This window comes from Mammaliicoccus stepanovicii (assembly GCF_002902525.1).
Classification (GTDB): Bacteria; Bacillota; Bacilli; order Staphylococcales; family Staphylococcaceae; genus Mammaliicoccus; species Mammaliicoccus stepanovicii.
In genome coordinates this window covers 47,224-60,866 of the sequence record NZ_PPQZ01000106.1, presented here as the reverse complement: position 1 = coordinate 60,866, position 13,643 = coordinate 47,224, and the positions used below count along the sequence as shown (strand labels likewise).

At 31.3% G+C, this 13,643-nt stretch carries 18 protein-coding genes and 1 pseudogene; all 19 read right to left on the bottom strand.

Features of this window, described 5'->3' with window-relative positions:
• A pseudogene (locus CD111_RS11300) lies at positions 1-275 on the bottom strand (DNA internalization-related competence protein ComEC/Rec2); the annotation flags it as partial.
• 49 nt (positions 276-324) lie between these two features.
• Positions 325-780 (bottom strand): ComE operon protein 2, encoded by a 456-nt coding sequence (locus CD111_RS11295; protein ID WP_095087690.1) that lies wholly within the window; start codon positions 778-780, stop codon positions 325-327.
• A 59-nt stretch (positions 781-839) separates the two neighbouring features.
• The gene (locus tag CD111_RS11290) at positions 840-1,481 is read right to left on the bottom strand and encodes a helix-hairpin-helix domain-containing protein (RefSeq protein WP_095087688.1); all 642 of its coding nucleotides are present in this window, start codon (positions 1,479-1,481) and stop codon (positions 840-842) included.
• A 47-nt stretch (positions 1,482-1,528) separates the two neighbouring features.
• On the bottom strand, positions 1,529-2,245 hold the full coding sequence (locus tag CD111_RS11285; RefSeq protein WP_095087685.1) for a class I SAM-dependent DNA methyltransferase: 717 nt from the start codon (positions 2,243-2,245) through the stop codon (positions 1,529-1,531).
• Positions 2,245-2,598, bottom strand: a complete 354-nt coding sequence (rsfS, locus tag CD111_RS11280; RefSeq protein WP_095087682.1) for a ribosome silencing factor — start codon at positions 2,596-2,598, stop codon at positions 2,245-2,247. Before rsfS ends, CD111_RS11285 begins: the two co-directional genes overlap by 1 nt.
• Before the next feature lie 12 nt (positions 2,599-2,610).
• A complete protein-coding gene (gene yqeK / locus CD111_RS11275) occupies positions 2,611-3,183 on the bottom strand; it encodes a bis(5'-nucleosyl)-tetraphosphatase (symmetrical) YqeK (protein ID WP_095087681.1) in 573 nt (190 codons plus the stop codon).
• The gene (nadD, locus tag CD111_RS11270) at positions 3,173-3,742 is read right to left on the bottom strand and encodes a nicotinate (nicotinamide) nucleotide adenylyltransferase (RefSeq protein WP_095087680.1); all 570 of its coding nucleotides are present in this window, start codon (positions 3,740-3,742) and stop codon (positions 3,173-3,175) included. The genes yqeK and nadD overlap by 11 nt, the downstream gene beginning before the upstream one ends.
• 3 nt (positions 3,743-3,745) lie before the next feature.
• Positions 3,746-4,036, bottom strand: a complete 291-nt coding sequence (gene yhbY / locus CD111_RS11265) for a ribosome assembly RNA-binding protein YhbY (RefSeq protein WP_095087679.1) — start codon at positions 4,034-4,036, stop codon at positions 3,746-3,748.
• 2 nt (positions 4,037-4,038) lie between these two features.
• The gene (gene aroE / locus CD111_RS11260) at positions 4,039-4,848 is read right to left on the bottom strand and encodes a shikimate dehydrogenase (RefSeq protein WP_095087678.1); all 810 of its coding nucleotides are present in this window, start codon (positions 4,846-4,848) and stop codon (positions 4,039-4,041) included.
• A 12-nt stretch (positions 4,849-4,860) separates the two neighbouring features.
• Positions 4,861-5,961: a ribosome biogenesis GTPase YqeH gene (gene yqeH, locus CD111_RS11255; RefSeq protein WP_095087676.1), complete on the bottom strand. Its 1,101-nt coding sequence runs from the start codon at positions 5,959-5,961 to the stop codon at positions 4,861-4,863.
• A 2-nt stretch (positions 5,962-5,963) separates the two neighbouring features.
• Complete coding sequence (locus CD111_RS11250; RefSeq protein ID WP_095087675.1) at positions 5,964-6,488, bottom strand: YqeG family HAD IIIA-type phosphatase; 525 nt, start codon at positions 6,486-6,488, stop codon at positions 5,964-5,966.
• Between the two features lie 233 nt (positions 6,489-6,721).
• Positions 6,722-7,411, bottom strand: coding sequence for a 5'-methylthioadenosine/adenosylhomocysteine nucleosidase (locus CD111_RS11245; RefSeq protein ID WP_095087674.1), 690 nt, complete (start codon positions 7,409-7,411; stop codon positions 6,722-6,724).
• Between the two features lie 67 nt (positions 7,412-7,478).
• Positions 7,479-8,717, bottom strand: a complete 1,239-nt coding sequence (locus CD111_RS11240; protein ID WP_095087673.1) for an NRAMP family divalent metal transporter — start codon at positions 8,715-8,717, stop codon at positions 7,479-7,481.
• 11 nt (positions 8,718-8,728) lie between these two features.
• Positions 8,729-9,487 (bottom strand): 5-oxoprolinase subunit PxpA, encoded by a 759-nt coding sequence (gene pxpA / locus CD111_RS11235; RefSeq protein ID WP_095087672.1) that lies wholly within the window; start codon positions 9,485-9,487, stop codon positions 8,729-8,731.
• 13 nt (positions 9,488-9,500) lie between these two features.
• Positions 9,501-10,838 (bottom strand): acetyl-CoA carboxylase biotin carboxylase subunit, encoded by a 1,338-nt coding sequence (locus CD111_RS11230; RefSeq protein ID WP_169712009.1) that lies wholly within the window; start codon positions 10,836-10,838, stop codon positions 9,501-9,503.
• 17 nt (positions 10,839-10,855) lie between these two features.
• On the bottom strand, positions 10,856-11,275 hold the full coding sequence (locus tag CD111_RS11225) for an acetyl-CoA carboxylase biotin carboxyl carrier protein (RefSeq protein ID WP_095087670.1): 420 nt from the start codon (positions 11,273-11,275) through the stop codon (positions 10,856-10,858).
• A 5-nt stretch (positions 11,276-11,280) separates the two neighbouring features.
• Positions 11,281-12,279 carry a 5-oxoprolinase subunit C family protein gene (locus tag CD111_RS11220; protein ID WP_095087668.1) on the bottom strand — a complete coding sequence of 333 codons (999 nt, stop codon included), beginning with the start codon at positions 12,277-12,279 and terminating at the stop codon, positions 11,281-11,283.
• Positions 12,276-13,001, bottom strand: a complete 726-nt coding sequence (gene pxpB, locus CD111_RS11215) for a 5-oxoprolinase subunit PxpB (protein WP_095087667.1) — start codon at positions 12,999-13,001, stop codon at positions 12,276-12,278. Before pxpB ends, CD111_RS11220 begins: the two co-directional genes overlap by 4 nt.
• A 148-nt stretch (positions 13,002-13,149) precedes the next feature.
• Positions 13,150-13,626: a transcription elongation factor GreA gene (greA, locus tag CD111_RS11210; protein ID WP_095087666.1), complete on the bottom strand. Its 477-nt coding sequence runs from the start codon at positions 13,624-13,626 to the stop codon at positions 13,150-13,152.
• Between the last annotated feature and the right edge of the window lie 17 nt (positions 13,627-13,643).

Sequence of the window (13,643 nt, the reverse complement as noted above, 5' to 3'; positions counted from 1 at the left end):
GTTTGATTATTTATCATTCCAATTGCCTTAACTTGATCGCCATCTATTTTAAGTTTATCCGTAAAGTGAATAATACTGTTATAATACGGTGACAACTTTGAGTTTATATCGAATGATGACATTGGTTTTAAATGAATGTTTGGGTAGTTTAAATAACCAATACAAACAAAAATGAAACCAAATAACAATGTTTGTTTCATTTTTGTTTTAATAATACAGCTTGTTCCTATAATAACTAATAAAACTATACCAGTTGTAAAATCTATGTGTAACATGATGCCTGACAACAAAAATAATGAACAATAAAACCACATAATAAACCGTCTATTTTAAATATTTAATAATGTCTTCAGGTAAGAAATTAATTTTCTCGAACTTAACACCTGATTGTTCTAATAATTGAATGGCATATGTATGATTATGGTAATCATCAGCGTAATAAATTTGTTTAATTCCTGCTTGTATAATTGTCTTAGTGCAATTTAAACAAGGGAAATGCGTAACATAAATCGTTGCACCTTCTGAGGACACACCTAGTTTAGCGCATTGTATAATCGCATTCATTTCTGCGTGTATCGTTCTTATACAATGTCCATCTACAACTAAACAACCATTATCGATGCAATGATCCTCACCTGAAACAGATCCATTATATCCCCCGGCAATTACGCGATTATCTTTAACGATAGTTGCTCCGACCGAAAGTCGTTCACACGTTGATCTAAGTGATAACAAGTGACTTTGAGCCATGAAGTATTCTTTCCATTGTATTCTTTCCAATTCATATCAACTACCTTTCTTATACCTTATTGTAAATTTTCTATATAATAATTGCAATTTCAATTTATAATAATATATTCTTTTAAGCTTGATACTGTTTTATCGCCAAATCCTTTTACTTTCTTTAAATCATCAATAGAATTAAATTGACCATTTGATTCTCTGTATTGAATGATTTTTTCTGCTTTACTTGGTCCAACACCAGGAATTTTTTGAATTTCTTCTTTAGTTGCAGTATTAATATTTACCACTAATTTATCACTATTTTGAAGGTTCGCTTGTTCTGGCATTTGTTCATCCTTAATCGGGATATAAATATACATTTGGTCTCTTAATTTTTCAGAGAGATTTATCTTCGTTAAATCCGCATTATCTTTCAATTGTGCTTTACTGATTACATCCTTTATTCTATCTGTCGATTTCATTTCATATGTATTTGGATTATTAACGGCCCCCTTAATATCTACTGTTACACTTTTAACCGGTAACGATGATTCTTCTTTGTTAGGTTCCTCAGTTTTTTTAGAAGTTTGATTAGACATTTCATGATCCTGACTTGCTTGCTCGATATTTAAATTAGCGCTTTCCGTACTTGCATCATTTGAAACTAACTTAAACGCAATGAATACAACTGCTAAACCAATCAATATATATTGATAATTTTGTTTAATCCATTCTAAAATTTTATAATTATGATTCAAAAAAACACCTCCTACATTATAAAACGTAAGAAGTGCCTTAATTTACTTTATTTTTTAGCAACTATAAAGTGTCTGTCACCATTTTCATTGTATTCATCTATATTGAAATCTGTAAACACTGCTTCAATTTGAAAGCCAGCTGTTTTTAATAGTTCTTTATAAATTTGAACATCAAACGTACATTGATAATGCTCTTCATCAAATCGTTCATATAAACCATCTTCTCTTTCTGCAAAGAAAGACATTTGATGATAAACACTGTTAGGCTCTTCACCAGAAATAGCCTGCCATGTCAAAGTTAGGCCATCTTCTTCAGAAATGTAACTTTGATTATTAAATTGATTGTTCATTTTATAAGTTGAATGAACATCAAATATAAACACGCCATCATCTTCTAAATATTTGTCTATATAGTGAAAAACCTCAAGTACTTCCTCTAATTCAGTAATATAATTTAAACTATCACAAAAAATTGTCATAAGATCATATTTCTGAGGTAACACTAAATCTCTCATATCTTGACAATACCACTTTATTTCAGGATTGCGCTTTTCTGCTATCTCTAACATCTCATGACTTAAATCAAGACCGCTAACATCACCAAATTCTACTAATTGAGATGTTAATCTACCTGTTCCACAACCTATATCCATAATTTGATTATTTGATTTAGGTTTATAATGAGCAACTATTTGTTTCCATTTATCGTAAGGTTGGTCATTTGTTAATAAATCATAATAATCACTCATGCGATGATAAGCCATTAAGACATAACCTCATTTAACGTTATTAATGGTGCATCTTTATATAAGCGCTCTAAATTGTAATAATCTCTTTCTTCTCTGTGGAACACATGAACTACAACATCGCCCAAATCTACAAGAACCCATCTTGCTTCATTAAATCCTTCTAAACGCTTTACATTTACATCGTTTATTTCAGCTTCATCTTTAACGTTTCTTGCGATTGCTTGTACTTGTTTATCACTATTACCATGACATACTATAAAGTAATCAGTAATATCACTTATGCCTTCCATATCAATTGCTACTATGTCTTCTGCACGCTTATCGTCACATGCTAATAAACATTTTTCCATTAAATCATTCGAATTCATCTTATCATTCCTTTATTTATCTGAATGTAAATTATAATAATTTAAACATTCTATAGTTTTCAAATGAACTGTTTTATCTTTATTTATTAAATGTAAAACTGTTCGTTTCGATATTTCATAAACTGCTTTGTCTAACTTTTTTTCTTTAAATACTATATCTCTAATTTCATCTACACATGGTTGATCACGCTTTGGCTCTATATAATCTGCAATAAAAATAATTTTTTCAGTTTTATTCATTTGTGCTCTACCAGTTGTATGATTATATATAGCATAATATATTTCTTCGTCGTCAATTTCATATTCATCTTTAAGTCTGGCAGCTGCAACAGGTCCATGTAAAATTTCTGAACCATAGCTCAGTAAATCTTGACCTAATTCATATTTAGTAACGCTTTGATAAAGTTCAGATAATTCTTCATACTTGCATAAATCATGCAATATACCTGCTAATTCTACCTTTTTAATATCACCATCAAAAATTTCTGCCATTTTCTTACCTGTTTCTGCAACTCTTAATGAGTGATTATATCTTTTAGTTGGAAGTGTTTCTTCGACTAATTTCACTGCTTTTTTAATCTTCATACAATCGTCCCCTTTTTATATAAGTTTCCACATTGGGTGTCACTAGCATCTTGATCGAACGACGATTTTTACATCTATTTCTAATTACAGTAGAACTAATATCAACTCTTGGTATGTTAACTGATATCATATTATCTTCAACAACTTGTTCATCCACATTCCGATTTACAACAACAAATGTTAAGATTTCTTTTAGTTGTTCAATATTTCGCCATTTATGCAAATGATCAAATTGGTCTGTACCTATAACAAAGTAAATTTGATAGTCTTGATAGTCTTGTTGAATTTCACGTATAGTATCAATCGTGTAACTCGTTCCTTTACGTACAATCTCCCTGTCATCCAATATCCCAAATCCTAAATCTTGTATAGCTAATTGAATAATCTTCATTCTATCTTTTTCATCTACATGATGATATTGTTCTTTTAACGGTGACTGATAACTTGGTAAAAATATAAATTCATCTGGTTGTACATACTGATAAGTTTCACTCGCAACAAGCATATGACCAATATGAATTGGATTGAATTGGCCACCATAAATCAACAGTTTCTTCATTTATTAAGGTAATTCGATTTTCTTGTTTTCTTTAGATTCTTTATAAAGAATTATAATATTTCCTATCAGTTGTACGAGTTCACCATTTGTTTGTTTTGCAACAACTTCAGCTATTTCTTTATGATCATCCATATTATTTTGTAAAATATGAACTTTTATAAGTTCTCTTTTTTCTAATGCTTCTTTTAATTGTTCTACCATATTTTCGTTAAGTCCACCTTTTCCTATTTGAAAAATTGGATCTAAATGATGTGCTTCTTTTCTTAAATATCTTCTTTGTTTACCTGTTAACATGTTTATCTCCTTTTAAGTTCATCTATAACTTTATTTTTCATGATATCTATATTTGCTTCTTGACCTGTCCATATTTCAAAACTTTCAGCACCTTGGTATACAAACATATCTAGTCCATTGTATACAGTGTTTCCATTTTCTTCACAAGCTTTTAAGAATGGTGTTTTTTCAGGAATATAAATAATATCACAGACTAAAGTGTTTTTATTTAATTCGTTTATCGGAATAATTAGCATATCACTAGCATCGTTCATTCCAACAGATGTTGTATTAATTACAATATCAAAATCTTTCAAGTAAGGAACGATTTGTTCTAAACTATATTTGTTAATATCTATGTTCCACGTTTCAAATCTTTCCATAGTTCTGTTTGCTACTGTAATTTTGGATGTTGTAAACTTATCCATTTCAGAAACTATACCTTTACTTGCACCGCCAGCACCGAGTACGAGTATATTTTTATTAGCAATGGGTCCATAAGTATCTATTAATCCTTTTACAAAACCTATTCCATCTGTATTATAGCCTGTCCATTTACCGTCTTCTATCAATACTGTGTTTACAGCACCAATATGACGTGCACTTACAGAAATGTTATCTAGATACGGAATAATTGACTCTTTATGTGGAATGGTAACATTGAAACCATCCAGGTCATTTTCGAGGATGATTTCTTTTATATGACTGAAATGTTGTGGTGGCACATCTAATGCGATATATTCATCTTTTCGTTGTAATGATTCAAAGTTACTACGATGCATAATTGGTGATAAGGAATGACTAATTGGATGTCCTATTACTGCAAATTTCATGCATGTCACCTCTTACAAGATTGATTTTCTAATTGTTATTTCTACTTCACTCGGTGCAACTATGTTTATTTGAGCACCTTCATCAACTGTTACAAAGCCTAAACCAGAAATCATGATATCTTTTCTTTCGTTTTCAGTAACGATTTCAGTCGTTTTTAAATTATCAAAGTCAAAATTCTCTGCAGAATAAGGTGGTGCTAATAATTCACCAATTTGTCTTTGCCATAAATCTTCTGCTTTTTCTAATTTTGTTCGATGAATATTTAATTCATTTGAAACAAAACATGTTAATGACCTTCTACCACCTTGAAGATAATCAACTCTCACTAAACCACCTAAAAATAACGATTGTTCTTCATTTAATTGATAAACTTTCGGTTTGATTTCTTTTTTAGGCATTACTATTTTGAGTTCTTTATCCGTAACATAATGCGTCATTTGATGACTTTGAATAATTCCTGGTGTATCAAACATATAAGAATCATCATCTAATGGTATATCAATCATATCAAGAGTGGTTCCAGGAAAATGACTTGTCGTAATCACTTCTTTTTCACCGACGCTTTTCTCAATCAACCTATTTATGAGTGTTGATTTACCTACATTTGTCGTACCGACGACATATACGTCTTTGTTATTTCTAACTTTTTCAATTGTATCTAATAATTCATCGATACCTTGATTTTTAAATGCTGAAATTAGTACGACCTCATCTGGATTTAATCCGAAATCTTTAGCTCTATTTCTTAGCCATATTTCGACTCTTCGTTTATTTATCGCTTTTGGTAATATGTCAATTTTATTTGCAACAAGTACTACTTTTTTCTTTCCAACGATATCCTTCAATCGATGTATCATAGATCCTTCTAAATCAAATACATCAACAACGTTTACAATTAAACCATCTTCATTTCTTAATGATTTAAGCATATTTAAGAAATCTTCACTCGTTAATTCAACATCTTGCACTTCATTATAATGTTTTAACCTAAAACATCTCTTACAAATGACATCATCTTTATCAAGACTTGATGTTGGCACATATCCCGCTTCTTTTGGATTTGTTGATTGTAATGTTGCACCACAGCCAATACATTTTGCTAACTCTGTCAATACTATTCCTCCCAGTTAATATAACCTTTTCTTTTAAAGTAATTTAAAAATCTTCTTTCAATTAGTCGATTGAATTTCGTAATAAAGCCATCCGTTTTTTTAACGGGAACTACCATAATAGTGTATAAACCATTTCTATTACCACCAAATACATCAGTTAACATTTGGTCACCTATGACCACTACTTCAGATTTGTTTACTTGCATTAAACTTGTTGCTTTTCTAAATGCACTACCTCTAGGCTTTTTGGCTTTAAATATATAATCTATATTTAATGTAGAAGAAAATGTCTGCACACGATCTTCATTATTATTTGAAACGATAGTTACAGTTATACCATTCTCTTTCATTTCTTCAAACCATTTTCTTACTTCGTCAGTTGGATCTTTAACATCCCAACCAACTAATGTATTATCTAAATCCGTAATAATTGCTTTAATATTTTTTTCTTTTAAATGTTCTGGCTTTATTGTATAAATTGATTGTACATACTCATTTGGTAAAAAGTATTTTGTAAATATACCCATTATTCACACCTCTATATAATTTCTTATTTTAACATAAATTATTCTAACATTTTCTATTTATCAGCACACAAAATAAAAGTGTTGCAAATCAAGTTGATTCGCAACACTCAATATTATTCAGTAATTTCACGGTCAGATGATTTTTCAACATCAGTATTCGCATAAATCACAAAACCAACAAGTGCTGTAGCAATGACAGCAATAGCCATTAATATTAACATGAGACTGCCTCCTTATGCCACTCTATTTAATAACAATTTTACAATTTTACTTGAATTCACGCAAGCTACTTTTAAAAATTCTTCAAATGCCACATCAGATTCTTTATCTGCTAAGTCTGATACAGCTCTTGTAACGATTATTGGGACGTTATATTGATAACATGTTTGTGCAATTGCACATGCTTCCATTTCTACAACGCTTGCAGTAGGGAAATGATTCTTTATAACTTTACGTTGATCTAATGAACCTATAAAGCTATCCCCTGTTGCAACTTCACCTACTATGCCATTTAAAGACAATTCTTCAATTGTCGATTTTGCAGCTGAAATTAAAGTTTCATCAGTTTCATAATATTCCGGCATGTTTGGAACTTGACCTAGTTTGTAGCCAAATGCCGTTGCATCTGCATCGTGATAATAAACTTTGCTACTTATTATAATATCCCCAATATTTAAATCTTTATCTACTGAACCAGCTGAACCAGTGTTGATTATTATTTCAGGTTCAAATTCTTCAATTAAAATTGTAGTAGTTATTGCAGCATTTACTTTACCTATACCGCTTTGAGCTAAAACAATTTCTTTACCCTCAAGTTGTCCAGTGTAAAAAACAACATGAGCTCTCTTAATTGTATTCACATTACTAATAGAAGATTTTAATATTTCAACTTCTTCTTCCATTGCGCCTATTATACCAATCATGTTTAATCACTCCATAATTTTCATTCTTATATATCGTAACATAATTAATAAGAATTTAAACGCAATTTTATTGATTCCATAGCGCTTGTAAACCTTGTAACGATAAAATACCTGCTATTAGCGTTGTTAATACTGCTATTACACCTAAAACTAACATCCAAGTTGGGTGTTTATAATCTCCAACAATGCTCTTTTTACGTGATGCGATTAATATCGTTCCTAAGGTAACTGGCAAGATTAACCCATTTAATGCCCCTGCAATAATAAGTAATTTAACTGGTTTACCTATTGTTAAAAATACAATTGATGAAACAACTATAAACATAATGATTACTAAATTTCTATGATTTTTGATTGCTGGGTGTAATGATTGGATAAATGTTGTACTTGTATATGCACAACCAATAACTGAAGATAATGCTGCTGAAAACAATACAACACCGAATACCTGTTTACCAACAGGTCCTAGTACATGTTCAAACACTGAAGCTGGAGGGTTGTCTGGATTTAAAGTAAACCCTGTAACAACAACACCTAAAACTGCTAAAAATAAAAATGTTCTCATTACGCCAGTCGTTACAATTCCTGAAACAGCTGCTCTATTTACAAATGGTATATAATGTTTACCTGTTATTCCCGCTTCAAGTAACCTATGCGCACCAGCGAATGTAATATATCCACCAACCGTTCCACCTACAAGTGTAATAATCGGCACAATTAAGCTATTTATTTCATCTGGCATAATCATTTTTTGTGCTGCCTCTGCTACAGGTGGTTTTGTTAATACCATCACATAAGCAACAATCCCAATCATTAAGACACCTAGAATTTGCGTAAGTATGTCTACTACCTTTTGGGCATTTTTAACGATAAATATAAGAATTGCTAATACGCCCGTAATACCTGCTCCAATTCGTACATCGATTCCAAAAATAGCATTTAACCCAAGTCCAGCCCCTGCAACATTTCCAATGTTAAAAGCAAGTCCACCTATCGCGATTAATACCGCAATAAAACTACCTAGTCCTTTAAATACATCATTTGCAATATCTTGTCCGCCTTTACCTACGACAGTTATAACTCTCCATATATTAATTTGTGCCCCAACATCAATGATAATTGAAGCAAGAATGGCAAATGCAAAACTCGCTAAAAATTGTTCCGTAAATACAGCTGTTTGAGTTAAAAACGCTGGACCAATCGATGAAGTAGCCATTAAGAATACTGCTCCCCATAATATTCTTCGATGTTTAGCTGTAAACTCAAATGGTTTGTCTATATTTTCAAATCCTTTATTATTGTTCATGCGCGTATCTCCTAACTTAATGGTTTAATTTCAATACCTTCAGATTTAAATTTACTTATAATCTCTTTAACAAAATTCAATGCGTGTTCTCCATCTCCATGGACACAAATAGTATCTGCTTCTATAGGTATTTCATTACCGTTTATCGTGTTTACCTTAGATTCAGTTACCATTTTCAAAACTTGTTCAACCGCTTGAGATGTATCTTTAATCAATGCACCTTCTTGCTTTCTTGAAACAAGTTGACCGCTATCCATATAAGCTCTATCTGCAAACACTTCACTTTTATATTTAAGCCCGAACCTTTTGCATGATTCTATTAATTCACTATTTGATAAACCCACAAATAATAAGGTTGGATCAAACGATTTAACAGCGCTTACAATCGCATCAGCAATTTCTCTATCTTTCGCACCCATTTGGTATAAAGCACCATGTGGTTTAACGTGATAAATTTTTGTATTGTGTATTTTGCAGAATCCAGATAATGCACCTAATTGATAAATAACAAGATCAAATACTTCTTGCGGCGTTACATCCATATTTCTACGTCCAAATCCATTTAAGTCTTGTAATCCTGGATGTGCTCCAATATGTATATTGTTTTCTACGGCCATTTTGACAGTTTGATTCATAACATGTTGATCTCCAGCATGAAAACCACACGCTACATTTGCAGAAGTTATAAGTGGCAAAATCAACTCATCATTACCAAGTTTATAATTACCAAAACTTTCACCTAAATCACAATTTAAATCTACTTGTACCATAATAACAGCCCCTTTATACGAGTTTATGTTCATGTAAAAATTTGATGGTAATATCATTAAGAATATATGGTTCGTAACTTAATATTCTATAAAGAAAATCCAAAGTAGTTGGGAAACCTTCTATTACAGTTTCTTCGAGCGTACCTTTCATCTTTTCAATAGCTTCTTGTCTATTTACACCTTTTACTAATATTTTAGCTACTAATGAATCATAATATGGTGGTATTTCATATCCGTTATACAACATGCTATCAATTCTTGTATTAAATCCATTAGGTAAATGTAATGCTTGCACTTTACCTGCAGCTGGTCTAAATTGTTTTTCTGGATTTTCAGCATTAATTCTACATTCTATAACGTGTCCATTGAAGTTTATATCTTCTTGTTTCATAGACAGGTGTTCTTTATTAGCAATTAAAATTTGTTCTTTTATTAAATCAACACCCGTTAGTAATTCAGTGACCGTATGTTCGACTTGTATTCTAGTGTTCATTTCTAAGAAATAATACCCATCGTCAGTTAAGAGAAATTCAATTGTACCTGCACTTTCATAGTTACAAGCTAATGTAGCTTTAACGGCATCTTCATGTAACGAATTTCTAGTAGCTTCATCAAGTGCCTGACATGGCGCTTCTTCAATAAGTTTTTGATTCTTACGTTGAATCGAACAATCTCTTTCCCCTAAATGAATTGCCTCATGATGACTACTACCTAACACTTGAACTTCAACATGTCTTGCTTTATCTATGAAAGTTTCAATATATACACGTTTATCGCTAAAATATTTTTCACCCTCTGATTGAGCTTCTTTGAATGCTTTTTCTAATTCAGAACTTTCATGTACAATTCTTATTCCTTTTCCACCACCACCACTTGCGGCTTTGATAACAAAAGGATACCCAATATCATTTGCAATTTCACGTGCTTCATCAGTCGTTGTCACTTCGCCAATAGAGCCAGGAATAATTGGAACATTTGCATGGTACATCGTTTCTCTAGCTTTTATCTTATCACCCATTAAACTCATAGTATTATAACTTGGCCCTACGAATATGAGATGTTCTTCTTCTACTCTTTTTCTAAATGTTGTAGATTCAGATAAAAATCCATAACCAGGATGTATTGCATCAGCTTTACTCATTCTACAAGCTTCTAGTATTCTATCAATATACAAATAACTATCAGTTGATGCGTTTGGCCCAATACAATATGCCTCATCAGCTAATTGGACATGTAAACTATCTTTATCCGCTTTCGAATAAATAGCAATTGTTGTGATATTCATCATTCTGCATGTTCTTATAATTCTTACCGCAATTTCTCCTCTATTTGCAATTAATAAACGTTTTATCAAAGTCATTCCCCTTTTTACTTTAATGTAATAATTGTTTGGCCATATTCTACTGGGTCACCATGGTTTAGGTGAAGTTTTTCAATGATGCCATCTTGATCACTTAATACTTCATTTAATACTTTCATTGATTCAATATAGCCGACAATTTGTCCTTGCTTCACTTGGTCTCCTTCTTTTACTAGCGGAGTAGATAGTTCTTCTTCGTCTTGTAAATAAAAAGTACCTAATATTTCAGCATCAATTGTTTCTTTCTCATCAATTGATTCGGACGATGCAGGTTGATTAGATGTCTCTCTAACATCTTTAGATGTGTCTACTGGATTTGATGACCCAAAATCAATTTCAATTTCAGACTTGTCATCATGATACTTCAAATGTGATACATCATTATTTTTCATTAATTGTATGACTTGTTCCAATTTTTCTAAATTCATATTTTTTACCCCTTTATTAATTTCGCTATTTGTTTTGATTTTGGTCTTGTATAATGTAAATCTTTAAATTTCTTTTGTCTAATAGATATAAGGCTACTTTTCAGTTCACTTATATAAGTTTTATACGCTTCCATAGCTTCTTCAATAGTAATCCACTTAAACCGCAATGTATCATTTGGTTTTAATAGCGCAACTCTTTCTCGACCAATATAAGTTAAAGTCGCTATTTTCGTGTACCCTCCAATAGTTTGACGATCATTTAATAAGATAATCGGTTGACCGTTATTTGGAACTTGTACACTACCAGGTGCAATAGGTTCAGAAATAATATCAGCATCATGAATATGAGTTAGTTTCTCTTCTCCTAATAATCGATACCCCATCCTGTCAGAATTACCAGAAATTTCATACGTTTGATTAACTAATATTTCGTGTGCATTGTTCGTAAATTGTTCATACTGCAACCCTTTAACGATTGGAATAACATTTTGGTAATTGTCTAAATTTAAATTAATTGAATTTCCAATCACATCTTGGTTTATAAAGCGATCTTTAAAACATAATGTATCATTGCTTTTCATTGGCTTACCTGTATATCCGCCAATTCCGCTTCTAGTATGGGTTGATACACTTCCCAAGATTGGTTCTATCTCCATTTGTTTATGGAACGCTAAGTATCCTCGAGCGCCTTTTGTTATTTGTTTTATTTGTAAAATTTGTCCTCTTTCAACGTAAATAGCTGTATTAGTAGGAATTTCAACATTATCTAAAAGTATTTGTGCATCATATGCTACGAAAGCAATAATATTAGATGTATTAATCTTTAATGATGGACCATTCAATGTAACTTCTAATACTGGTGAGTTTTCATTTTCAACTAATGTTGTTGCGATTTTATAGAGATATTGATTCATAACGCCAGCAACAGAAAAACCATCTTTCTCATGCTTAAATCTTCCTAAATCTTGAATCGTTGTAAATAATCCAGGCTTTATACACTTCATTTAACTTCACCAACCAATATTGTATAATCAAAACTTCCTTCACTAATCTCATGTTCAATTTGTTTATACTGCTCTTCACTAATTGATTTAAATGAAATAAAATCGCCTGCCTCATATAAAATCATTGGATCTCTTTCTAGATTAAATACATCAACAGGTGTTCTTCCTATTATTTGCCATCCCCCTGGAGAATCTTTAGGATAGAGTCCAGTTTGATTATTTGCAATGCCAACGGACCCAGACTTAATCTTATTACGAGGCGTTTCTTTTCTTGGTGCATGAATACGTTTATCTAAACCACCTAAAAATGGAAACCCAGGTAAAAAACCAATAGCATAAATTAAATAATCGTTACGTGTATGTATTTCAATTACTTCTTCTACTGATAACTTATTATATTCGGCTACATATTCTAAATCCGGCCCAAAGTCATTACCATAATATACAGGTAATATAATTTTCTTCTTAGAATTGATTACGTCTCCTTTCCTATGACGCAGGTTTTCAATGTCCAAATCTTTAAGTATGTCTTCGCAATCAAATTTTAAAGCATTATACTCAACCATAATCGACGTATAAGAACTTGTAACGCTTATTATGCCTGGATGATTTAATTGCTCGATTTGGGTAGCTACAAGTGAAATGCCGTCTTTAACTGATGGATCAATTTCATTTTTATCATAAATCATGAAATGTGATTCATTTATAACCTTTACATCCAAAGTTAACACCCCTTAAACAAACATTTTCTAAATAATCCGACTATTCTGGATTATTTCTTCATTATAATACCATGAAACTTATATAAAAAAAATAACTACTAACAATAGTTTCCTATTGATTAGTAGTTACTTGTATAAAAATATTATTTTAGTCTATTTTTACAATTTTAACTTTCATTTCATTGCCGTTTGGTAATGGAACATTAACTTCGTCATTAACCTTTTTACCTAATAAAGCTTTAGCAATTGGTGATTCATTCGAAATCTTACCTTCAAATGGATCTGCTTCTGCTGAACCAACAATCTTATAACTTTCTTCATCATCACCTGGTATTTCAGTGAATGTAACAGTTCTACCAAGTTGGATATCATTTTTAGAACCATTATCTTCAATTATATGAGCATGACGAATCATGTTTTCTATTTTTTGGATTTCTTGTTCAATAAAACCTTGTTCATCTTTAGCAGCATCATATTCGGAGTTCTCAGATAAATCACCAAAACTTCTTGCTACTTTAATTTTTTCTACTACTTCTGGTCTTTTTACTGTCTTTAACTCTTCTAATTCTTTTTCTAATTTGATAAAACCTTCCTGAGTCATAGGAAATTCTTTTTGTGTTTCCATTCTGCCATCTTCCTTTA